This is a genomic window from Methanomicrobium sp., from assembly GCF_055145805.1.
Genome location: NZ_JBSREC010000062.1, coordinates 1 through 22,174, shown reverse-complemented (window position 1 = coordinate 22,174; position 22,174 = coordinate 1). Strand labels below are relative to the sequence as shown.

Below are 22,174 nucleotides of genomic sequence, written 5' to 3'. Positions count from 1 at the left end.
CTGAAAAAATATTTTTATTCTTCAAAAAGGCTTACAACCCCCCCTATAACAATTATTGCCGGAGGTTTCACCTCTTTTTCGTTTGCAACATCTGAAATTTTTTCAAGAGAGTCTATAGTCACTCTTTGATCAGGACGAAGACCACGTTCGATGATTGCAACAGGTATGTCTTTATCCATTCCATTGTCTATTAAGGCTTTAGTAATATTTGGAAGATTCTTAACTCCCATGAGAATAACGATTGTTCCGGGGGACTCTGCCAGCCATTTCCAGTTAATAGCAGATTCTTCTTTTTTTGGATCTTCATGACCTGTCAGAAATGTAACCTGGGATGCAAATTTTCTGTGAGTGACAGGAATTCCCACACATTCAGGAACTGCAATTGCACTCGTAACTCCCGGAACCATCTCAACTTTGATGCCGTATTTGCGAAGAGTCTCCATCTCCTCTCCTCCACGTCCAAAGAGAAAAGGATCTCCGCCTTTTAAGCGTACTACAGTCTTATCCTCTTTTGCATACTTAACCATTAAAAGTTCAATCTCGTCCTGCTCTTTAGTATGCTTTCCACCAAATTTACCCACATCTATTTTAAGAACATCCGGAAGAGATGATAAAACCTCTTCTCCCGGAAGCTGATCGTAGATTATAACATCCGCCTCATCTATGACTTCTCTTGCACGAAATGTCATAAGGCCAAGTCCTCCGGGACCTGAACCAACAAGATATACTTTTCCTGTCATTATTACTACCACTTTATTGATTAATACCCAGATTCAAACGGGCTTCTTCTATTAGATCATATGCAATCGAACGGAGTTTTTTGCCAACAAGTCTTCCTTCCTCAACAGTATCTCCGTTGTCCTCAATTCTCTCGTACCTCTTCCCGTCAAGCGAGAGAACTTCTGCTATCAAAAATCCGTCTTTGCAGAACACACCCTGCGGAGTAAAACAGCCACCCTCTATCTCTTCCATTACCGCACGTTCAACATCTGCATCTTTTCTTGTTTTCGGATCATCAAGAACTGAAAGTATCTCTGAAAGCTTTGGATCATCACGACAGACAACCGCAATTATACCCTGATTGGGGGACGGCACATACCATTGCGGGATTAGTTTTGTTCCGGGCAATTTAAGCCCGAGACGCTCCATACCTGCTTCAGCAAGGACAATTGCGTCATATTCTCCATTCTCAAGTTTTTTAAGCCGGGTATCAACATTCCCGCGAAGCTCCCTAATCTCAGGGTTTAAATTACCCCTTAAAAGCTGGGCCTTTCTGCGTGTACTCGATGTACCAACTACTTTTATATCTTCAAGAGGACATTTATGAACAAGAAAATCGCACGGCGAATCTCTTTTTAACACTGCACAGGTTAAAACACCCTGAGGCCTTTTTGCAGGGATGTCTTTCATGCTGTGAACCGCAAAATCAACTTCCCCGTTAATTATCGCATCGTCAAGTGCACGGACAAATATTCCCTGGCCTCCTACTTTATGGAGCGGGACATTTGTCTTGTCATCACCTACTGTCTTTATAGTTACAATCTTGGTTTTGATTCCCTTTTCTTTAAGCATACTGCAGACACGTTCTGTCTGCACCATTGCAAGGCGCGAACCTCTTGTCCCTACTTTCAAAGGCATTTACAATATGCTCCGGCAATATTTTCAATATCCTCTTCAGAATGTGCAGCTGATACAAAATTTGTCTCAAATTGTGATGGTGGTAGAAATATTCCTGATTTTAGCATCTTCTTCCAGAAATCTCCAAATTTTTCAGTATTGCTCTGTTTTGCCTCTAAATAATTTTTAGGAGGTGTTTCCCTGAAGAAGAGCTTGAACATCGAACCAGTTCTTACAAACGAATCCCTGTATTTTTCAGGGAGCGATTCATGGATAATTTTTGTATAGCCGTCAAGTCTTTCATAAAGACTGCGGTTTTCATGAATATAATTCAACATTGCAATTCCCGCTGCCATCGAAAGCGGATTGCCACTGAATGTCCCTGCCTGATAAACCGGACCCTGCGGTGCGACCATCTCCATTATTTCACGTCTCCCGCCAAAAACACCTATTGGAAGGCCGCCGCCTGTAATCTTTCCAAGAGTGGTAAGATCAGGTTTTATTCCATATTTGACCTGAGCTCCCCCAATGCCAGTCCTGTAACCGCAGATTACCTCATCACATATCAAAAGTATATCATTCTCTTTTGTAATCTTCCGGACTTCTGAAAGGTAGTCTTTTTCCGGCAGAATCGGACCAATATTTCCCATTATCGGTTCTATAATAAAAGCTGCAATATCATCATTTTTTGATATGATCTCTTTGAGAGATTCTATATTATTATAAGGCACCTGTGCAGTATGGGCTACAATCTCGGGAATTACCCCCGCGGAATCAGGAATGCCCATTGTTGTCGCACCCGAACCTGCCTGAATTAAAACACCGTCATGAGCACCATGAAATCCACCCTCTGACTTAATGATTGTCTTCTTCCCGGTAAATCCCCTTGCCAGACGGATAGCAGCCATAGTTGCCTCAGACCCGCTTGAAACAAACCGGCACATATCAATTGAAGGATGATCTCCAGTAATTATTTTTGCCAGTTTTATCTCCTGTTCTGAAGGTGTCCCGTAAAGCCACCCCTTTTCTATCTGATCTCTTATTGCATCATAAACACATCTGCTTTTATGTCCTAAAAGAAGGGGACCATAGCCCAGACAGCAGTCTATTAATTCATCTCCATCTTCGGTTGTTATCTTTGAGCCTTCTGCCTTTTTTGTATAAAACGGGTACGGTTTTATTGCTCTTACAGGACTGCTTACCCCTCCGGGCATCAGTGTTTTTGCAATATTAAATAGTTCACTGCTTTTCATCAATCCACCTCGCTGCATCCTCTGCAAAATAAGTAATAATCAGGTCTGCGCCTGCACGTTTAATTGAGACAAGACTCTCCATTACAATCTTTTTCTCATCAATCCATCCTTTTTCGGATGCTGCTTTTATCATTGAATACTCTCCGCTGACCTGGTATGCTGCAACAGGTACACCAAGGGTTGCAACAGATGCAATAATATCATGATAAAAATCTGCAGGCTTTACCATCAGAATGTCTGCTCCTTCCTTCAGATCAGTTTCAGACTCCAAAAATGCCTCTCTCGGGTTTTCATATGCCATCTGATATGTTGTCCTGTCACCAAATGACATGACTGAATCAGCCGCATCCCTGAAAGGACCATAAAGAGCACTTGCAAATTTAGTGGAATATGACATAATTGGAATCTCTTCAAAACCTGAATCGTCAAGTGCCTCTCTTATTGCAAGCACCATTCCGTCAAGCATACATGAGGGAGCAACAATATCACATCCGGCTTTTGCATGTGAAACCGCAATCTGCGTCATGACTTCCAGTGATTCATCATTTAAAAGATCCATTCCACCACAGGTATCGCCAATTATTCCACAATGGCCATGATCTGTATATTCGCAGGCACAGACATCGGTAATTACAACCATCTCCGGAACTTTTGCTTTTATCTCTTTAACAGCCTTCTGAATAACTCCATCCTCAATCCAGCCCGAAGTGCCAAAAGGATCCTTATCTTTTGGAATTCCAAAGATAATCATTGCACGAATGCCAAGGCGTTTAAGTTTTTCTGCAATAACTCCTGCTTCCGATAACGGATATCTGAACTGCCCGGGCATTGATTCAATCGGTTTTTTTTCTGATATTGTCTCATCAAAAAAATAAGGCGCTATCAGATCATTTTTTGTGAGAACAGTCTCCTTAAACAGAGCCTGGAGATTTCTCTTTCTCAGTCTTCTAAGTCTTCTCTGGGGGAACATGGTCTTTTACCTCTTGTTATAGCAAGAACTAATTTTTCAGCGGTTTCCACATCACCGCATTCTGCACAACTTCTTACTGCAAATGTTGCATCAGTAAGAATTTTTTTAATTATAACTCTTGAAAAGTCATCAAAAATTTCTTTTGTTCTCTCATCATGCCCTTCAATTCTGGAAAGAGCCCGGTCACGTTCCCTGATACGTATGGATTCCGCCCAGGTATGAAGATCACCAAGTATTTCATTTGCAGCAGTTCTGTTTAAGAGAGCGATAAACTTTTTTTCTTCATCAATAAGATAAATTTCAGCCATTTCAGCTTCATAACGACGTGAATTTAAATTTTTCTCACTGACAGTTCTCAGGTCATCAATTGTAAATATTCTGACACCCTCAATTTCACAAATACATTCTTCAACATCACGCGGCTGAGCGATATCTATTAGTATCAACGGTTTTTTTATCTCCTCAAGAGGCCATCTCTGCTTTTCAAGAATGTCATTTAAGGGTTCACAGTGAATAATCGGATGTGGAGCAGCAGTGCACGATATTACCACATCTGAAAGGGAAATATAATGATAAAGCTCATCCAGCATGACAGCCTTTCCACCAATCTCTTCTGCCAGCCTTTTTGCTGTTTCAAAAGTCCGGTTTGTCACATATATCGCTGTAAGCTCTTTTGCGGCAAGCGCCTGTGCAACAAGTTTTCCCATCTCGCCGCCGCCAACAACAAGAATATGCTTCCCGTTCAGACTCCCAAGAAGTTCTTCTGCAAGCTTAACAGCTGCAGAACCGATTGAAACAGCACCATTATTTATATTGGTTTTTTTGCGAATTTCAACTCCGGTATGAACAGCCTTTTTTATACAAAGATCAAGGACAGGACTGCAAACCCCCGTCATCTGGGAGAGTGACAATGCTTTTTTCAACTGTCCAAGTATTTGATCTTCGCCGATTATCATTGAATCCATTCCGGATGCAAGCCTTAAAAGGTGATTTAAGGCACTGCACCCTTCAAGCGTCCAGAAACCCTCACGTCCTGTGGATCTTAAAAAATTATCAAGCGATTCAGAATCCCCCTGAACATAAATTTCTACCCGGTTACAGGTCTGAAGAAGAATAACACCTTTAAAATGCTCTCTTGCCTCAATCAGAAATTGTTCTTCATCGTTAAAACGAAAATTCTCCAGTTTTTCGATATCCGCCTCATGATAGGTTAACCCTGCACCTGATATGGGAATCAGCAGTTCATATTTCATTGAAGATATTCCTTTTTTATATATTTCATTACAGAATCTTTGTCTTTTTCCAGTTTTATCCAAATATTGTTATCATTAAGTATATTATGCAAAATTTCATTCCTCTTTCTCTGATCAGGCTCAATTTTTTTTAAAATTTTCCTGATTTCACTTTGAATCTCAATCATTTCATCAATATAAGGACAATTAACTTCCAGATGCTCCCTGATATAGCGAGACATTCCCGGACTCTTTCCACCTGTTGATATTGCAATAAGGTAATTTTTTCCTTTTATTGAAGACGGAATAATGATATCTCCTTCTTCGCCGTCTGCATTATTAAATAATATTTTTTCCTTTTTTGAAATATGTCTGATACGGTTATTTAATTCCCTGTCTGAAGTTGCGGCGACTACAATTGCAGAACTGGATATTAATTCAAGAAGGCAGGCATCTGAAACTGATTTAAGATCTTTTTCAATTTTCAAAACATCCATTTTTTTAAGATTATCACAAAATGATCTGCTTACTACCATAATTTCAGTTTCAGGATGAAAAAATGAAGCTTTTCTAAACCCAACCTCACCTCCTCCAAAAATTAAGACTCTTTTTCCTTTCAGATTATGGATGAGAGGAATCATTGAAGTATGTTTTGTTGCTCAAAAAATTAAAACTTTGTCTGAAAAATCGATCCTTTTAGTAGTACTAAAAAATATCACCTGTCAAAATTAAATAAAATTTATTTCCTTCTTCTTAATTTGTTGCTGTCCCATGTTAAAATTGTTATAAATCATCAAAAAAATATTTTTGATTAAAAAAAATCAGTTCAATCACTTTTTTATCAAATTCTGAAAATAATTGTATAAACAATTATATCCTTTATAGAATTATGTATCATTACCCGTTATGTACGAGCTTGCCTCTCCTGTCAGGCCGGATGTCCTGCTCAAGTATCTCTCAAAACTAATGATAGGATCAGGAATTATCCTTTTAGTACCTCTTTTAGTTGCAATTTTATATGGAGAAATTTTTGTTTTTGGAATTTATCTTGCAATTGTCGCTTTAATTATCATTTTCGGGTATTTAATCAACAGGTTTCTCCCTGAAGAAGAACTTGAAAAAAAAGAAGCTATTGTACTGGCAGCTATAATATTCCCGTTTCTTGCCTTAATCTGCACACTTCCTATGGCTCTTTTGACGGATATGGCACTAATAGATGCTTTTTTTGAGGCAGTTTCAGGCATAACCACTACAGGTCTTTCAGTATCGCCATTAGATCCCGGTCCGGTTTTTCTTTTCACAAGATCGTGGCTTCAGTGGATTGGAGGTATTGGAATTTTAATAATTGCAATGATGATATTTGCCAATCCCGGCCCCAGCGCATACAGACTTTATGCAATAAATGCAGGTGAACAAAAAATAAGGCCAACTGTATTTGCAACTTCAAAAACACTTCTTAAAATATATCTTATAATCACAATTATTGCTTTTATTCTTCTTTTTTTGGGAGGAATGAATTTTTTTGATGCGATTTGTCATGCAATGTCATCTGTTTCAACAGGAGGTTTTTCGACAAATCCTAATTCAATATCTGGATTTTCAGGAATGATTCTACCCTTAATTGTAACACTGTGCTGTGTTCTGGGCGCAATAAATTTTAGTGTATATTCACGCTTTCCAAAAGACATAAAAGGTATATTTTCTGATGTCCAGTTAAAATATTTTATTTTATTTGGATTACTGGGATTTCTTCTTCTTTTTTTTACATTATATGGCAACTATTCTCTAAAGGAAACTCTTTCATTAGCATTTTTCCAGGCTTTTTCAGCCCTTACAACATCAGGTTTCTCAACTGTTGATCCTTCATCACTTCCTGATGGTTCAAAGGCGGTTATGACAGTTCTTATGTGGATTGGAGGTTCTATGGGTTCCACTGCCGGAGGTCTGAAAATAATAAGACTCATTATTCTCTTAAAAGTAATCCATATAGTATTTATACGCTTTTTCCTTCCAAAAGAAGCCTTAACTCCCCTTAAGATAGGAGATGAGATTATTGATTCCGATATGGTTTACAATATTATTACCTTAGTACTTCTCTTTTTTATTGTGTTAATTTCATCATGTTTTATTTTCATGCTATTCGGTTTCGGGCTGGACAATTCTTTATTTGAGGTTTCAAGTGCTATAGGGACTGTCGGGCTTTCCACAGGCATAACAGATGTTACAATGCCATTCATTTTAAAAATAGTATTAATTATTGATATGCTACTTGGAAGAATTGAAATCATCCCGTTATTTATATTACTTTACCCACGAACATGGATTAAGAGGTGAAAAATTGAGAGTGATTATTGTTGAGGCAAGTGCACTTGGGCTGGATCTTGCACTGATGCTGATAAAAAGAGGTTATGAAGTAATTCTCATTGAAAAGGATCAGCAAATAGCCGAAAGTCTCTCTGAAAAGCTGGACTGCACTGTCATAAATGCAGAAGGTACAAATCCCGAAATTCTTGAAAAAGCTGAAATTGAAAAGGCAGATGCTATTGTCGCATGCAGTAGTCATGATCAGGACAATATAATTACAGGTCTTATTGGACGTGGATATAATGTACCTGAAATAATTATCACAACCGAACATATGGAATTTATGCATGTTGCCAAAAAACTCGGATTTCATCATGTGGTAAATCCTCCACAGACAGCGTCCCTTAGTATATACCATGCACTCAGAGGTATTGATACCATTGAACTTTCAACTATGATGAAAGGGGACGTAAGATTTATTAGTATTATTGCCGGTGAAAGGCACAAAGGAAAAAAATTATCAGGGATAGAACTGCCAAAAAACAGTGACTTTATAGGTTTTTATCGAGGTGATAATTTTTACCTTTTTTCAGAAGCACCCCCTCTGGCATATGACGATGAACTTTTAATTGTTACTCGTGCAGAGCATATCTCAGAAATTGATGAAATTATAAGAGATAAAATCACAGAATAATAAAATTCATCCATGATTTGTTAAAAAAGCAATAAATAATAAATTATTTTTTCCTGAAAATAGTTATTTACAATAAAACCATACTGAATCATAATAGAAGACCTGCAGATAAATACCACAAATTTACAGATTATATGAGAATAGCATGAGATCATTTTCATAATATTTTCAGCATTTCATCATAACCATCTGCAAAAAATGGCCAGTTCATTCTAATCCGGTGAAAGTATGACTCCTGAAATAATCCTGGTATGCATAATTCTTGCAGTAACGGTCATCCTTTTTGTAACAGAGGCATTTCGGGTTGATGTTATTGCAATAATAATTATGCTTACACTGGGATGGCTGGGACTGGTCAGTCCTGCCGAGACATTCTCCGGATTTGCAAGCAATGCCGTAATATCAATTATTTCTGTAATGATTCTCGGATACGGGATAGACAGAACAGGTATTATGATAAATGTCGCACGGAGAATTGTTCTTTGGGGAGGTTCTGAAGAGAAAAGAATTACAGGGATTGTTTCTTCGTGCGTCGGATTATTGTCCGCATTTATGCAGAATATTGGTTCTGCAGCACTATTTCTTCCTGCAATATTAAGAATTTCAAAAAAGACGAAGATACCCCGTTCGCGTCTTATAATGCCAATGGGTTTTTCAGCAATAATCGGCGGAACACTGAGTATGATAGGCTCATCCCCTCTTATTTTATTAAATGATCTTCTAATCCAGGCTAATCAGGAGCCTTTTGATTTTTTCGCTGTAACTCCAATCGGTCTTTGCCTGCTTATAGCAGGAATATTATACTTTTTAATCCTTGGAAAATATGTTCTTCCAAAAAGTGAAGAGCCTGTGGAAAATATAGAATCTCAGGAAGAACTCATGGAAATATGGAATCTTCCAAAGCGAATGTATCATTATGTTGTTCCAAAAAATTCTCCAATTCATGGGATGAAACGGGAAGACTTAAAATTAGATGAAAAATATTCACTAATCCTCCTTGCAATTAAAGACGGCAAAGATATGCTCTATGCACCATGGAGATACACTGTTATTTCATCAGGCCAGATTTTGACTATTTTAGGCTCAGAAGAGGATTCCGAATCATTTAGAGAAGAATACGGACTGATTTCCGCAAAAAACAAAGCGTATCTGGATGAACTTACAAGTGAAGAAAATGCAGGATTTGCAGAGATAATACTCAGACCTCATTCAAAAATAATCGGGAAAACTATCCGTGAACTCTCATTTCGTCTCAACTACGGTCTTGAAATTATTGTGTATTCAGGGAGGGAGGAAGAAAGCAAAGAAAAATTTTCGGAAATTAAACTGAAAACAGGAGATTCCTTTGTAGTATATGGTTCATGGGGAAGTATCGAAAAAGCAGGAAAAGGCCAGGATTTCATTTTATTAACACCTCCCGAAGAAAAAGATTTGAAAAAATCAAAAGCTCCTATTGCAGTATTATGTTTTGCCGGGGGAATTCTTCTCTCTTTTACAGGTGTTCCGATATCACTCGGCCTGCTTACGGGCGCAATATGCATGATAATCGCAGGAGTTCTAAGTATTGACGAAGCTTACAGAGCTGTTGACTGGAGGACTGTCTTTTTGCTTGCAGGACTTATCCCTTTAGGTATTGCGATGGATAATACAGGAACGGCTGCTTATATTGCAGATATTGTTACCGGTTTATTTACAGGCGGGCATCCGATTCTGATACTTTTTGCAGTTGCAATTCTTGCGACATTTTTCAGTCTTTTTATGTCAAATGTCGCAGCGACTGTGATTCTTATACCACTTGTAATCATAATAGGCCTTGATACAGGAATCGATCCACGCGGACTGGCTCTTCTTGCAGGAATCTGTGCCTCCAACTCCTTTATTCTGCCCACACACCAGGTAAATGCGTTTTTAATGGGTCAGGGAGGTTATCACAATTCTGATTACCTAAAGGCAGGAGGAATTATGACAGTAATTTTTACCTGCATTTCTGTGGCGATGATTTATATATTATTTATCTGAATATAGCATCTTGTAGAGGAAAGGAGAGATAGTTATGTTGATAAAGCAGTTTTTTTTAGAAAAGATAGCTCACAGCTCATATCTTATAGGCGGCAGTAAGACATGTGCAATTGTAGATCCCAGTCGGGATATTGACTGGTATATAGAGGCCGCAGAAGATGAAGATTTGACGATCACACATATTCTTGAGACGCATCTCCATGCCGATTTTGTCTCAGGACATCTTGATCTGGCAGAAAAAACAGGTGCTGATATATATGCTCCTAAAGCAGGAAACTGCGAATTCAAACATATTCCACTCGCACAGGGATCTGAATTTTTAATTGAGGATATGAAATTTCAGGTCCTTGAAACTCCGGGGCATACACCTGACTGTCTGGTATATGCCGTATCCGATCTTTCAAGGGGTAAGGAACCCGTTGTGGCATTTACGGGAGACACTCTTTTTGTAAATGATGTCGGAAGACCTGATCTTTTTCCGGGACAGGCAAAAGAACTGGCAGAAAAATTGTTTTTAAATCTACATGAAAAAATTTTGAAACTGCCTGAAAACTGTATTGTTTTTCCGGCTCATGGTGCCGGTTCTTTATGCGGAAAGGCTATGGGTTCTATGAGACTGTCTACAATAGGATATGAAAAAATTCACAACACATCTCTTCTTATAGATGACAAAGATGAATTTATCAATTCCCTGACTGTCGGAATGCCTCCTGCACCTGATCATTTCTCAAGATGTAGTGATATTAACAGAAAAGGCCCTGTACTTGTCCGTACACTTCCTGAGATAGTTGCTATGGTGCCTGCTGATTTTAAAAGAAAAATGGAAGATGGGAATACAATTGTTGTCAGCATAAGGGATTATTCAACATTTGGAGGGCAGCATATCCCCGGAAGTTACCACATTGACATCAACGGGAAATTCTCAACCTTTGCAGGATGGATTCTTCCTCCGGATAAGGACATTCTGCTTGTTACAGATAATCCGGACCAGACTAAAGATGCGGTTATAAAACTCAGAAGAGTTGGCCTGGACAGGGTTGTGGGATATCTTAAGGGAGGAACCCATATGTGGGTGACGTCAGGATACGACACTGATCATATCCACCAATTATCACCAGGGGAAGTTTTTGAAATGATAAAAGATAAGAATGTTATTCTTTTAGATGTTCGTTCTGCTGATGAATTTGAAACAGGACATGTAAAAGGGGCTGTCAACATTCTTGCAATGGACCTGAGAACCGATTATAAAAAACTGGACATAGAGAAACCTGTTATTGCAATGTGCGGAACAGGTCACAGATCCAGTCTTGCATGCAGCATATTAAAGCAAAAAGGCTTTAAGGAAGTTTACAATGCCGCAGGAGGAATAACAGGTTATAAAAATGGCGGTTTTATGAATAAATAGGTCAAAAATCAATTGAAAAAGGCGAAAAGGATTTATAGACGCCTTTGATATTAATTCAATATGAATATCCCTTTCTTTTATGATGCTATTCAGTTGCTTGTCTTTTTTTTTGAATTTGTAGGAGCCGCATTAATTGTTTATGGCGGACTTGTTGCTGCATCCAGGGTTCTTTTACTTGAACTTAAACGCGGCAACTATATTTACAACAAAATTCGCCTGGATCTTACAAGTAAGATAGTATTCGGACTGGAGTTTTTAATAGCGGCAGATATTTTACTGACAGTCATATCACCTTCTCAGGAGGATATTATGATATTGGCCGTAACAGTCATAATAAGAACAGTTCTTGGTTATTTCCTTGAAAAAGAAGCAATGGAATTTAATATTGGATAATCTAATAAAAAAATTATTCTTCTTTTTTATAATTACAGAAAGATCCACATCTGGTGCACCCCTTGTTGCATGGTTCGACATGAATTGTTATTACGGATCTTGGGAATTCAATTTTAAGGTCTGATTCAAGATGATCAGCAAGATCATGCGACTGCTGGACTGAAATTTCACCTGAAACAACAAGGTTAAAATTTATGAATATTTCAGGTCCCGCCCTTCTTGTTCTCAAATCATGAAAACCTGCATAATCTGAAGAATGATCACAAATTATCTCTTTTATCCGGTTTTTATCCTTTTCAGGAATACTGCGGTCGATAAGATCATACAACGATCTCTTTGTCAGATCAAATGCCGCTTTTAAGATAACAATAGAAACCCCTATTGCAATAATTGAATCTATTGCACTAATTCCTGTAATCTGAATGACAATCAGGCCTAAAAAAACTCCAACTGATGTATATACGTCAGTTCTTAAATGCCATGCATCACTTTCCAGGGCAATGGACTCGGTCTCCTTTGCAACCTTCATAAGTCTATGTGAGACAGACCAGTTTACAACAGCAGAAATGCCCATAACAATAATTCCCAGTATCAGCATCTCAGGAGGAATTAATTCTGATTTATCTCCGGTTAATTTTGAAACAGCTTCGATTATAATAAAAATTGCAGCTACAAAAATAAGAACTGCCTCAATAAGTCCTGAAATGTCTTCAAATTTTCCATGCCCGAATTCATGCTCCATATCCGGCGGCTGTCCGGATTTTTTTACAGCAAAAAATGCAATTATTGCAGCAAGAAGATCCATTCCCGAGTGAATACCTTCAGAAATAATACTTACAGAACCTGTAGTAAATCCCACTACAATTTTCATAATGAAAAGTCCGCTGTTTGATATTATTGAAAGTCTTGCGGTTTTTTCTTTTAATTCGTTAGTTGATTGATTTTTATTCATAGCTGTTATCATCAGACAATAATAATTTGAACTGAAAAGAGCATAAGGAATTTGGTATTTTTAAAAAAACCAAAAAAAATCATAAATTTTTCAAAGAAAAATCATATACATTTATTGAGAATCTGTTTTTTAAGAATATCCGTTAAATTAATCTGGATTGAAAAAGGGGGAGATGATTTAATCTGATAAATCTTTTAGGATTATCTTCCTCCGGCACCGCCGCCACCGAATCCCCCGCCGCCGCCAAATCCTCCTCCGCCTCCCTGCGAGGGAGGTGAAAATGTACTGATTGAATAGAATCCTGCATACCACATATAGTGCGGATAGAAATACCCTGACTCTGAAATATTTACATTAAGATTTTTCATCGCTTTCTCAACATTTTTGCCAACACCGAGTGCAGTCCCGTATATAAGCCATTCCCCCCACATTCCAATATCTTCAGGAGAATATTTTTCCAGCTGGCTAAGATCGGAAAGGAATTTTTTAAACGCGTCCCATTCCATCTTTTCCTTGTAATAATTATCTTTCCAGTTGCCAAAAAGGGTTGATGGAAACATAAAGGCAATTGCAGACTGTATTATCACTACAATTCCCAGGATTGCACATAAAAGAAGAGTGTCTGCAGCACTATCAAACAACATCATAAGCATTCCTGAGATTAATGCAAATAAAAGTCCGGCAGCCAGAAATACAAATAGTTTACCTCTCCCGTCCTCGGCATATTTCCCTGAAAGAACAGGTTCCGTCCAGGATGTGAGACTTAAAATACTCTCTTTTATGGACAGGGCAATACTCTCATCCGACTTTGAAACAGCTGCCCTTTTTGCTACTTCCTCAAAGTAACCGGTATCAAGAACATCATTATCCCCTGAATTGACGGATATAAAATTTAAAATCCGCTGTTCATAATCATCATCACCCTTTGTCTCCAGAAGTTTAATCAAAACACCTTTTTTGTCATCCTTCTCCTTTATTGAGATCTTTTTCTTCTTATGAAGAAGGAGAATTGTTGCATAAAATGCATTTTCATCCGAATCAAATGCATCACCTTTAAAGATCAGATTAACCTGCCAGGGGAGCAGTTTTTTATCAGGAATTGTACTGAGATACTCAGGAACGGTAAATTTCTTTTCCCTTCCTGAAATAAAGTATAGCAAAACAAACATGAAAGGCACAAGAAGAACCATTATTTTTCCGATTGTTGAAAGAACATCAGCAATCTTAAAACCTAAAAGATATCCTTCATTTGCGGATTTGGTTTTGATTAAAATATCCCCTGTGTAAGTTTTATATCCGAAAACAGTCTCTGAAGCCTGTGGCTCCATCAAAAATTCAGCCTCAATCATCTCATTTTCAGAGGAAGAGCCTTTCAGGATTACTCTGTCTTCCTCCTTTTGTATTTCATATGAAGGGGGGTGCGAAAAGACGTCTGTAATCTTATCCGAGACCAAGGTTATTTTGACATTGTTATAAGGAATATGTTCGTCCGCGAATTTAAGATTGATATGCACTGCATCGCTGTCATATTCAACAGGTGGACTGATTAGATATTCATAAGTTACAGTATATTTACCGGCGGTAAAATAATCGGGATTGACTATCCCCACTTCATTATCATACGCTTTTCCAGATACGAGATCATATGCCGTACCATCATCTGCATCCTGAAGATAACTTCTGCCTAGATCAGTCTTTACATATCCAAAAGAATCTTCGGGGCCTTTTATCCCGGTCAGTCTTATAAACGGACTGTTTAAATATTCCTTTTCATCAGAATAGATTACAGGAGCTTTCCAGACACGATAGAGCATCCTGTATTCACCGGACGTTTGTACATCATAAACATATTTTTCCGTTAAACTCCCGTTCTCGTACCATACGACTTCATAAGAATCTGCAACCAGATCCCCTCCAAAATCAAGAGTTTCTGCCGAAATAGCCGATGATACAAGAACGACAAGAAGACCCACCAAAAATGTAATTAAAAAAAGGATTGCAATCTGTTTTATTTCTTCCATTTTTATTCCTTAAAATGAGATTTTAGGCGCTTTTTCAATATTTTCATCTTCAAATTCAAGATAATCAAGTTTTTTCATCCCGATCATATTTCCCACAATATTTGAGGGTATTGTTTCAAGCATAGTGTTAAACTGCTGTGAAATGTTGTTAAATGTATAACGCTGTCGTGCAATCTCATCTTCTATATCCTTTACAGAGTTCATAAGATCTTTTACAGTTTCAGATGTTTTAAGTTCAGGATAGTTTTCCATAACCGCAAAAAGCCTTCCGATTATTGATTTGGACTCACTTTCCAGTTTGTTTAAATCCCCGGGATTCGCAGATGCAACCGAACTTCTCATTTTGGTAACAGACTCAAATGTTTCTTTTTCAAATGCTGCATAGCTTTTTACAGCACCAAGAAGTTGTTCGATCATATCCAGGCGCTTTTTCATTGCAACCTTAATCTGTCCAAGAGTTGCCTCAGATGAATTTTTGAGGCTGAAAAATTTATTATAAATCCCTACAAACCAGAATATCAATATTATGATAATGGTTGCCAGAATTCCTATAATTATTAATTCTATCATGATTTTTACCTTATAATTTTTTTACTTATAATCTATTAGATACTCTGATTATTATTTAAGTTAGGATGATACCTAAACTCAATGCATTTCTTACACTCTGTAGATAATCCCAAAACCTAATCATTAGAAGACCAAAATTATCATATTACAAATATGTCTGATAAAATACCAAAAATTCTGATTATAGGAACCGGTGCAGTCGGGCTTTCTATTGCCGGAAAATTGTCTGATCACTCCCTGGTTTCTGTTGTCTGCCGTAAAAGACATGCGGACGCCATTATTAAAGAAGGTCTTTTTATAGAAGGCGTGTGGGGTGAGAAGAAAATATTCAATCTAAAATGTTTTACATCAGCAGAAGAAGTAAAAAAATCAGATACAAAATTCGACTATGTTCTGATTACAGCAAAGAGCACCGATACAGCAGTTATATGCAAAGAATATCATGACATTCTTAAAAATAGCAGTGTTGTGAGTATACAAAACGGAATTGGCAATGAGGATATTTTAATTAAATGTTCAGGACTGGTTCTTGGCGCCACAATAACTACAAATTTTCGTGTAACAGCCGATGGTGCTGTTAAAATCCAGAGCGAAAGCGAACCAATGAAACTTGGCCTTTATCCTGACAGCAGTTATGCAGACGGAAAAAATTCTGACATATTAAAAAGAATTGTACAACTGATAAATGAATCAGGAATACGGTCAGAAGAATGTGATGATATAAGATCGTCGATCTGGGAGAAATCACTTTTAAATATTGCAGTAAACCCCATAACTGCACTGTTTTCAATTACTGTAGGTGAGACCCTTGATGAAAACCTGAAACTGGCTATATCAGGTATAATAAAAGAAGTTTTTCTGGTTATAAAAGCTGAAAATATTAAAGTCAGATGGAACTCTTCTGAAGATTACCTAGACTATCTTTTTAATTATCTGATACCTTCATTTTCTGAAGTATATACCTCAATGTTCCAGGATATTGAGATGAAAAGGTTAACAGAGATTGATTTTATCAATGGTGCGGTTATAAATCTTGGAAGGAAAAATGGAATTGAAACGCCATTTAATTCATGCATTTGCAGTTTTTTAAAATTCCTCGAAAAGAAAAGATTACTTTCACAGCGCACGCCTGAATGCTAAATACCATATGATTTCATTTATTTATTGTGTCAGTACAAGGAAGGCTGCAATAACCCTGTAATCATACATCTGTGTCCGACAATGTAAGATGTAAATTAAATGCTGTCCTTTATACAGGCACAACCAATTCAAAATTTCTGTAAATAACTCCTTAAAAAAAGACCTCCCAATTTTTTAAATCTTTTTTAAACAAAATATAAAACAATTTAAGAAATTTTCTTTAGCCCTCATCCATGAAATAATTAAGTGCCTGGGGCGCATGTTTCTTTACTTCTTCCAGGAAATAATAACTCAGTTCCTTATCTGAATCCTTCATAGATTGTTTTATTGTCTTTAAAAGCCAGGCAGAAATCTTCCCCTCAGAATCCATTGAATTCATAAAAACCACAACTGCCTCATCCACATCAATTTTATTTTTCCATCTGTATCCCATAATAATCCCCCTTATTTAAGGTATTGAGTAAATTAAAGATCATACTATTTAATTGATCTGTCTATATATGAGATCATAATTAAAAAGAAAAAAAATTAATTTTTATTTTGTGAAATTTCCAACGGTTTTTTATCCTGGTTTTTTTGTTTTATTTCATCCATTCCGAGAATTTCCGGAATCCATTTTGTGGTTTCACCGTATTTTAAAGCAATAAGTATCATTATTGTAAATGGTACAGATATCAGCATTCCTATAGGGCCAAGCACCCAGGTCCACAGGACAAGCGACAATATTACGACAAGAGGCGGCATATTGAAACTTTTTTCGGCAAATTTTGAGAATACAATGTTTTCAACCACTGCATTTATGATACAAATTCCGGCTATCACAATTAGAGCACCGCCAATGCCAAGCTGAAGCCATGCAAGAATTACTGCAGGAACTGCCACTATAAAAAGACCAATATAAGGAATATAACTCAAAATTATAGCCATAACCCCCCAGAAAATTGCAAGATTAACTCCCATTGCATACAGCATTGCACCAAAAGAAGCACCGAGAACAATGTTTGTTTTTGTTTTTACAACCATCCACTGGATCATGCTGTTGCACATTTCCTGATATTTTCCGGTCAGATTGTCATCCCCGCCTGTTACCCGCTTCATACGTTTGGGAAGGGCAGGAACTTCAAGAAGTAGGAAACAGGTGATAATAACAATAAAAAATCCATCCATTAAAAGAGATGATATCCCCCCAATAACCTGTATTGCTACTCTTGAAACAGTAGTCAGGTCAGGATAAAATGTAGCTATCTGATCTCCGGTAATACCTATCCCGGCCAATAATGAAGAAATATTCTGAAGGCGGATTGTTAAAAGGTTTTCATATTCGGGAAGATCTAAAATAAACATGTTTGCCGATTCAAAAATCAGAGCAATAAATCCCACAATTATAGCACCATATAAGATCATTATCAGAGTGACTGATATTACATCTGAAAAACCTCTGTTTTTAAAAAAATACAGTATGGGAGTTCCCAGCATAGCAAGAATCAAGGATATGACTACCATATTAATTAAATAAGCCACAGTATGCATTCCAACAAGTATTATGAGAATTAAGGCACCGATTAAAAGATACCTCAAATTAATATCTGATTTATTTAAAAGATCCATTTCAAAACCTGAGATTAATATATACCACCTTAAACTTTTTCATATTTTGGATTCCTGATGAAATTTGGTGTTCATGCCTGTGGTGAATATCAGGGGTATGTAAATGTTCATGATCCATTTCAATATGTGAATACACATGTGAATGTTCTCCAGAAAACATAAAGGGCAGTTCATCCGGACAGTTTGCTGCTATCCTGTATCAAAAATGGCTGGAATCTAAAAAGATCATAGATTTTTTAAGAAGCATTATGACTTTTAATGATTGGCATTTTTTAGAATATTACAACAATTGAAAAAAACAATTTTATTTCCTCATTCAAAAATATATTTTTTTATAACACTCCATTGCTCAATCTTTTCTTCAGGCCTGTACAATGCATTAGCAGAACTTGTTGAAGGAAGAATTATAAGATCAATCTCTGGAAATATTTTATTAAAATCCCTGAATTCTTTTTGAAAAAGTCTGCCTGCCCCACTTTTCCCATTCAGTATTATAGCTTTTATTGTTCTTTTTTCAAGAATAAATGCAGGTATATCATTTATAACTGCATTTTTTATTGTGCTGTCAGAACTGCCTTCTCTTTTGCATACAGAAGCGACATCCCAGAGAGCAATTCCTTTTTTATAAAATGAAAGGATTTTATCTTCATAAGAAAGGCTGTTATCAACCCCTGCAACCACCTCCATTATCCTCCAGAATTGATTATTTTTATTGCCATAATATTCATTTTTATCAATGGAAATAACGCTGGGAAAACTTCCAAGGATTAAAACCTGTGGGTTTTCTCCGCATAATGGCATCAGGCCGCACATGAATTCAGTCATATATACCAGGAATAATTACATATATTTTGATTGTCAGTTATCTCTTTTGGAGAATCAGTAATAATACTTTCACACCGCATGCCTGCATGCTCATTTATAAGAAGAAGCAAATACACTTCTGATAACAAACGATGGACTCAATAATAATTCGGGGAGCAAGGGAACATAACCTGCAGGATATATCCCTTGAACTCCCAAGAGACAAACTTATAGTAATAACCGGAGTATCGGGCTCAGGCAAATCAACGCTTGCTTTTGACACCATATATGCGGAAGGGCAGAGAAGATATGTGGAATCCCTCTCAGCTTATGCAAGACAGTTTCTCGGCCTTATGAACAAACCCGATGTTGACTCTATTGAAGGATTATCTCCTGCAATATCAATAGAGCAGAAAACAACATCAAAAAATCCCAGAAGTACGGTTGGCACTGTTACAGAAATATATGATTATCTGCGCCTTCTTTTTGCACGCACAGGGGTACCTTTCTGCCCTGAGCATAATATACGGATTGAATCACAGTCACCTGAGAAAATTGCGGATTCAATAGCATTGAGTCACTCTGCAAATGTGACAATTCTTGCACCTGTAATACGACAAAAAAAGGGCACATATCAGCATGTTTTAAAAGATCTCAATATTCAGGGTTATACAAGAGCACGAGTTGACGGAAATATTGTCAGGACAGATGAGGAGATCAATCTTGAACGGTATGTTAAACACGATATTGATATTGTAATAGACCGTTTAAATCCGGCAGAGGACAGATTCAGACTTGTTGAAGCTGTGGAATCCGCTCTTAAAAATTCCGAAGGCCTCATAGTTGTCCTGTCAGAAGACGGAGAGGAAAAAATATACTCTTCAAAAATGGCATGTCCTGTCTGCGGCATATCGTATGAAGAGCTTCAACCACGAATGTTTTCATTTAACAGTCCTTTTGGCGCATGCAAAGAGTGCAACGGTCTTGGAATAAAAATGGAGTTCGACCCTGAGCTCATCATTCCTGATAAAAACAGATCCTTATCTGAAGGTGCAGTTGCAATGTACAGAAATTTTCTGGACGGTTACCGTGTTCAGTATCTTGCAGCAGTGGCAAAGCACTATGGATTTGATATATTCACTCCTGTAAAAGATCTTTCAGATAAGCAATACAATGCCCTGATGTTTGGCTCGGATGAGACCATCAAATTTAATATGAGGATGAAGGGAGGTGATGCTTTCTGGTCGCATAATGGAAAATGGGAGGGTCTGCTACCACAGGCCACACGTCTTTACGGACAGACAAAATCCGAATACAGGCGAAAAGAGCTTGAAAAATATATGCGAATCTCCGGATGCCCCACATGCAAAGGCAGGCGGCTGAATGAAAAAGCACTCTCTGTTAAAGTTGCGAACAGATCAATTGTTGATATAACTGATATGCCCGTCTCGGCAAGCCGTGAATTTTTTGGCAATATCATACTTACTAAAAAAGAAGCAGAAATTGCAAAACAGGTATTAAAAGAGATAGAATCACGCCTTAGGTTTCTTGAGGAGGTCGGTCTCGGTTATCTTACCCTTTCAAGAAACGCAGGCACTCTTTCAGGCGGTGAGGCACAGAGAATTCGTCTTGCCACCCAGATAGGTTCAAATTTAATGGGCGTTTTGTATGTCCTTGATGAACCATCCATTGGACTTCATCAGAAAGATAATCACAAACTTATTGAAACACTACAAAAGCTACGGGATCTCGGAAATACACTTATTGTTGTCGAACACGACGAAGACACAATCAGACAGGCAGACTTTGTCGTTGATATGGGGCCGGGTGCAGGTGTCCACGGCGGAGAGATTGTCTCAATGGGAACTCCGGAAGAGATTGAAAAAGATCCCAAATCCCTTACCGGAAGGTACCTTTCAGGAAAGGATCAGATAGATATTCCCAAAAAAAGGCGAAAGACAGAATCATACATTCATATAACAGGATGTAAAGGAAACAATCTGAAATCAATCGATGCACACATCCCGACAGGTCTGTTTACAGTCGTGACCGGAGTATCAGGCAGTGGAAAATCTACCCTGGTATATGACACACTCTACCATGCACTTGCAAAAGAGATCAACAAATCACGTAATGAACCAGGCCCTTATAAAAAACTTAGTTTTGATAATCCGGTGGACAAGGTAATTGTAATTGATCAAAGTCCGATTGGACGAACACCACGTTCAAACCCTGCAACTTATACAAAGGTCTTTGATGAGATCCGGAAAATATTTGCCGAAACAAAAGAAGCAAAGATAAGAGGATATAAACCGGGAAGATTCTCATTCAATGTCAAAGGCGGCCGTTGTGAAGCATGCAGTGGTGATGGTCTGATAAAAATAGAGATGAACTTTCTTCCGGATGTCTATGTAGAATGCGAGGAATGTAAAGGAACAAGATATAATGCTGAAACACTTGAAGTAAAATACAAGGGAAAATCCATATCTGATGTATTGGACATGACAGTTGAGGAGGCATTTTCAGTCTTTGAAAATTTCCCTTCAGTCAGAAACAAGCTTGAAACACTTTGCAGAGTGGGTCTCGGCTATGTAAAACTGGGACAGAGTTCTACAACACTTTCCGGTGGTGAAGCACAGAGAATCAAGCTGACAAGAGAACTTTCCAAACGGGCAACAGGCCAGACAATCTACCTTCTTGACGAACCTACAACAGGACTTCATTTTCACGATGTAAAAAAACTGATAAGTGTCCTAAACGATCTTGTTGACAAAGGAAATACTGTTGTAGTGATCGAGCACAATCTTGATGTGGTAAAGTCTGCAGATCACATAATTGATCTCGGACCTGAAGGAGGGGACAAAGGCGGAGAGATTATCGCAACCGGGACGCCGGAAGAGATTGCTGCAGAATCCAGAAGTTATACAGGGCAGTTTCTTGCTCCCCTCCTCAAAAATTAAATTATGGTGAATATTTCACTTATTCCAAATGAACCAGGCTGTTATCTCTATAAAGATTCCAAAAGCAGTGTAATCTATGTGGGAAAGGCAAAAGACCTTAAAAAGCGGGTTTCCAGTTATTTTAATAAAAATCATCCAGACCCAAAGACCCGTGCACTTGTTAAATCCATAGATTCAGTTGATTTTATTGTCACAGGAACTGAAGTTGAGGCTTTAATTCTGGAAAATAATC

General features: G+C 37.7%; 20 protein-coding genes. 8 read left to right on the top strand and 12 right to left on the bottom strand.

The annotated features are described in order from the left end of the window. Nucleotides 1-14: 14 nt before the first annotated feature. Genes cobA through ACTB1O_RS05685 form a run of 6 tightly spaced genes read right to left on the bottom strand, consistent with a single transcriptional unit; the run spans nucleotide 15 to nucleotide 5,713 of the window. The gene (gene cobA / locus ACTB1O_RS05710) at nucleotides 15-740 is read right to left on the bottom strand and encodes a uroporphyrinogen-III C-methyltransferase (protein WP_462994179.1); all 726 of its coding nucleotides are present in this window, start codon (nucleotides 738-740) and stop codon (nucleotides 15-17) included. 13 nt (nucleotides 741-753) lie between these two features. Next, entirely contained in the window at nucleotides 754-1,638 is an 885-nt protein-coding gene (gene hemC / locus ACTB1O_RS05705) for a hydroxymethylbilane synthase (RefSeq protein ID WP_462994178.1), read from the bottom strand. After that, nucleotides 1,629-2,870 carry a glutamate-1-semialdehyde 2,1-aminomutase gene (hemL, locus tag ACTB1O_RS05700; protein ID WP_462994177.1) on the bottom strand — a complete coding sequence of 414 codons (1,242 nt, stop codon included), beginning with the start codon at nucleotides 2,868-2,870 and terminating at the stop codon, nucleotides 1,629-1,631. Before hemL ends, hemC begins: the two co-directional genes overlap by 10 nt. Further along, a complete protein-coding gene (gene hemB / locus ACTB1O_RS05695) occupies nucleotides 2,857-3,840 on the bottom strand; it encodes a porphobilinogen synthase (RefSeq protein ID WP_462994176.1) in 984 nt (327 codons plus the stop codon). Before hemB ends, hemL begins: the two co-directional genes overlap by 14 nt. Then, nucleotides 3,810-5,093: a glutamyl-tRNA reductase gene (gene hemA, locus ACTB1O_RS05690; protein WP_462994175.1), complete on the bottom strand. Its 1,284-nt coding sequence runs from the start codon at nucleotides 5,091-5,093 to the stop codon at nucleotides 3,810-3,812. Before hemA ends, hemB begins: the two co-directional genes overlap by 31 nt. Further along, the gene (locus ACTB1O_RS05685; RefSeq protein ID WP_462994174.1) at nucleotides 5,090-5,713 is read right to left on the bottom strand and encodes a precorrin-2 dehydrogenase/sirohydrochlorin ferrochelatase family protein; all 624 of its coding nucleotides are present in this window, start codon (nucleotides 5,711-5,713) and stop codon (nucleotides 5,090-5,092) included. The genes hemA and ACTB1O_RS05685 overlap by 4 nt, the downstream gene beginning before the upstream one ends. Before the next feature lie 265 nt (nucleotides 5,714-5,978). Between ACTB1O_RS05685 and ACTB1O_RS05680 the strand changes: the two genes are divergently transcribed. The 5 genes from ACTB1O_RS05680 to ACTB1O_RS05660 all read left to right on the top strand — a co-directional run bounded on the left by ACTB1O_RS05680 (nucleotide 5,979) and on the right by ACTB1O_RS05660 (nucleotide 11,887). After that, the gene (locus tag ACTB1O_RS05680) at nucleotides 5,979-7,406 is read left to right on the top strand and encodes a TrkH family potassium uptake protein (protein WP_462994173.1); all 1,428 of its coding nucleotides are present in this window, start codon (nucleotides 5,979-5,981) and stop codon (nucleotides 7,404-7,406) included. 10 nt (nucleotides 7,407-7,416) lie between these two features. Beyond that, the gene (locus ACTB1O_RS05675) at nucleotides 7,417-8,070 is read left to right on the top strand and encodes a potassium channel family protein (protein ID WP_462994172.1); all 654 of its coding nucleotides are present in this window, start codon (nucleotides 7,417-7,419) and stop codon (nucleotides 8,068-8,070) included. Between the two features lie 228 nt (nucleotides 8,071-8,298). Then, on the top strand, nucleotides 8,299-10,089 hold the full coding sequence (locus ACTB1O_RS05670; protein WP_462994171.1) for an SLC13 family permease: 1,791 nt from the start codon (nucleotides 8,299-8,301) through the stop codon (nucleotides 10,087-10,089). A 34-nt stretch (nucleotides 10,090-10,123) separates the two neighbouring features. Beyond that, nucleotides 10,124-11,494 (top strand): MBL fold metallo-hydrolase, encoded by a 1,371-nt coding sequence (locus ACTB1O_RS05665; protein ID WP_462994170.1) that lies wholly within the window; start codon nucleotides 10,124-10,126, stop codon nucleotides 11,492-11,494. Between the two features lie 60 nt (nucleotides 11,495-11,554). Continuing rightward, nucleotides 11,555-11,887, top strand: a complete 333-nt coding sequence (locus tag ACTB1O_RS05660) for a DUF1622 domain-containing protein (protein ID WP_462994169.1) — start codon at nucleotides 11,555-11,557, stop codon at nucleotides 11,885-11,887. A 13-nt stretch (nucleotides 11,888-11,900) separates the two neighbouring features. On the opposite strand, the gene ACTB1O_RS05655 is transcribed toward ACTB1O_RS05660, so the two are convergent. The 3 genes from ACTB1O_RS05655 to ACTB1O_RS05645 form a co-directional block, all read right to left on the bottom strand. Further along, entirely contained in the window at nucleotides 11,901-12,839 is a 939-nt protein-coding gene (locus ACTB1O_RS05655) for a cation diffusion facilitator family transporter (protein ID WP_462994168.1), read from the bottom strand. 200 nt (nucleotides 12,840-13,039) lie between these two features. Then, complete coding sequence (locus tag ACTB1O_RS05650; protein ID WP_462994167.1) at nucleotides 13,040-14,860, bottom strand: DUF2207 family protein; 1,821 nt, start codon at nucleotides 14,858-14,860, stop codon at nucleotides 13,040-13,042. A 9-nt stretch (nucleotides 14,861-14,869) separates the two neighbouring features. Continuing rightward, nucleotides 14,870-15,430, bottom strand: coding sequence for a LemA family protein (locus ACTB1O_RS05645; protein WP_462994166.1), 561 nt, complete (start codon nucleotides 15,428-15,430; stop codon nucleotides 14,870-14,872). Nucleotides 15,431-15,583: 153 nt separating this feature from the next. On the opposite strand from ACTB1O_RS05645, the gene ACTB1O_RS05640 reads away from it, so the two are divergent. After that, nucleotides 15,584-16,570 carry a ketopantoate reductase family protein gene (locus tag ACTB1O_RS05640; RefSeq protein ID WP_462994165.1) on the top strand — a complete coding sequence of 329 codons (987 nt, stop codon included), beginning with the start codon at nucleotides 15,584-15,586 and terminating at the stop codon, nucleotides 16,568-16,570. Between the two features lie 220 nt (nucleotides 16,571-16,790). Here the strand turns inward: ACTB1O_RS05640 and ACTB1O_RS05635 are convergent, their stop codons facing one another. The 3 genes from ACTB1O_RS05635 to ACTB1O_RS05625 all read right to left on the bottom strand — a co-directional run bounded on the left by ACTB1O_RS05635 (nucleotide 16,791) and on the right by ACTB1O_RS05625 (nucleotide 18,979). After that, a complete protein-coding gene (locus tag ACTB1O_RS05635; protein WP_462994164.1) occupies nucleotides 16,791-17,003 on the bottom strand; it encodes a hypothetical protein in 213 nt (70 codons plus the stop codon). Between the two features lie 95 nt (nucleotides 17,004-17,098). Further along, nucleotides 17,099-18,178: an AI-2E family transporter gene (locus ACTB1O_RS05630; RefSeq protein ID WP_462994163.1), complete on the bottom strand. Its 1,080-nt coding sequence runs from the start codon at nucleotides 18,176-18,178 to the stop codon at nucleotides 17,099-17,101. Between the two features lie 312 nt (nucleotides 18,179-18,490). Then, a complete protein-coding gene (locus ACTB1O_RS05625; protein ID WP_462994162.1) occupies nucleotides 18,491-18,979 on the bottom strand; it encodes a DNA-deoxyinosine glycosylase in 489 nt (162 codons plus the stop codon). 155 nt (nucleotides 18,980-19,134) lie between these two features. Between ACTB1O_RS05625 and uvrA the strand changes: the two genes are divergently transcribed. Beyond that, a complete protein-coding gene (gene uvrA, locus ACTB1O_RS05620; RefSeq protein WP_462994161.1) occupies nucleotides 19,135-21,942 on the top strand; it encodes an excinuclease ABC subunit UvrA in 2,808 nt (935 codons plus the stop codon). A gap of 3 nt (nucleotides 21,943-21,945) precedes the next feature. Then, a partial coding sequence (locus ACTB1O_RS05615) for a GIY-YIG nuclease family protein (RefSeq protein WP_462994160.1) occupies nucleotides 21,946-22,174 on the top strand: 229 nt, incomplete at its 3' end.

Excerpts from the sequence above, each read along its gene's own strand:
- ACTB1O_RS05655 (WP_462994168.1), bottom strand. The coding sequence starts at position 12,839 with ATGAATAAAAATCAATCAACTAACGAATTAAAAGAAAAAACCGCAAGA.
- ACTB1O_RS05625 (WP_462994162.1), bottom strand. The coding sequence starts at position 18,979 with ATGCCATTATGCGGAGAAAACCCACAGGTTTTAATCCTTGGAAGTTTT.
- hemB (WP_462994176.1), bottom strand. The coding sequence starts at position 3,840 with ATGTTCCCCCAGAGAAGACTTAGAAGACTGAGAAAGAGAAATCTCCAG.
- hemC (WP_462994178.1), bottom strand. The coding sequence starts at position 1,638 with ATGCCTTTGAAAGTAGGGACAAGAGGTTCGCGCCTTGCAATGGTGCAG.
- hemL (WP_462994177.1), bottom strand. The coding sequence starts at position 2,870 with ATGAAAAGCAGTGAACTATTTAATATTGCAAAAACACTGATGCCCGGA.
- ACTB1O_RS05635 (WP_462994164.1), bottom strand. The coding sequence starts at position 17,003 with ATGGGATACAGATGGAAAAATAAAATTGATGTGGATGAGGCAGTTGTG.
- hemA (WP_462994175.1), bottom strand. The coding sequence starts at position 5,093 with ATGAAATATGAACTGCTGATTCCCATATCAGGTGCAGGGTTAACCTAT.
- ACTB1O_RS05645 (WP_462994166.1), bottom strand. The coding sequence starts at position 15,430 with ATGATAGAATTAATAATTATAGGAATTCTGGCAACCATTATCATAATA.
- ACTB1O_RS05640 (WP_462994165.1), top strand. The coding sequence starts at position 15,584 with ATGTCTGATAAAATACCAAAAATTCTGATTATAGGAACCGGTGCAGTC.
- ACTB1O_RS05630 (WP_462994163.1), bottom strand. The coding sequence starts at position 18,178 with ATGGATCTTTTAAATAAATCAGATATTAATTTGAGGTATCTTTTAATC.
- ACTB1O_RS05665 (WP_462994170.1), top strand. The coding sequence starts at position 10,124 with ATGTTGATAAAGCAGTTTTTTTTAGAAAAGATAGCTCACAGCTCATAT.
- uvrA (WP_462994161.1), top strand. The coding sequence starts at position 19,135 with ATGGACTCAATAATAATTCGGGGAGCAAGGGAACATAACCTGCAGGAT.
- ACTB1O_RS05680 (WP_462994173.1), top strand. The coding sequence starts at position 5,979 with ATGTACGAGCTTGCCTCTCCTGTCAGGCCGGATGTCCTGCTCAAGTAT.
- ACTB1O_RS05650 (WP_462994167.1), bottom strand. The coding sequence starts at position 14,860 with ATGGAAGAAATAAAACAGATTGCAATCCTTTTTTTAATTACATTTTTG.
- ACTB1O_RS05670 (WP_462994171.1), top strand. The coding sequence starts at position 8,299 with ATGACTCCTGAAATAATCCTGGTATGCATAATTCTTGCAGTAACGGTC.
- ACTB1O_RS05685 (WP_462994174.1), bottom strand. The coding sequence starts at position 5,713 with ATGATTCCTCTCATCCATAATCTGAAAGGAAAAAGAGTCTTAATTTTT.
- ACTB1O_RS05660 (WP_462994169.1), top strand. The coding sequence starts at position 11,555 with ATGAATATCCCTTTCTTTTATGATGCTATTCAGTTGCTTGTCTTTTTT.
- cobA (WP_462994179.1), bottom strand. The coding sequence starts at position 740 with ATGACAGGAAAAGTATATCTTGTTGGTTCAGGTCCCGGAGGACTTGGC.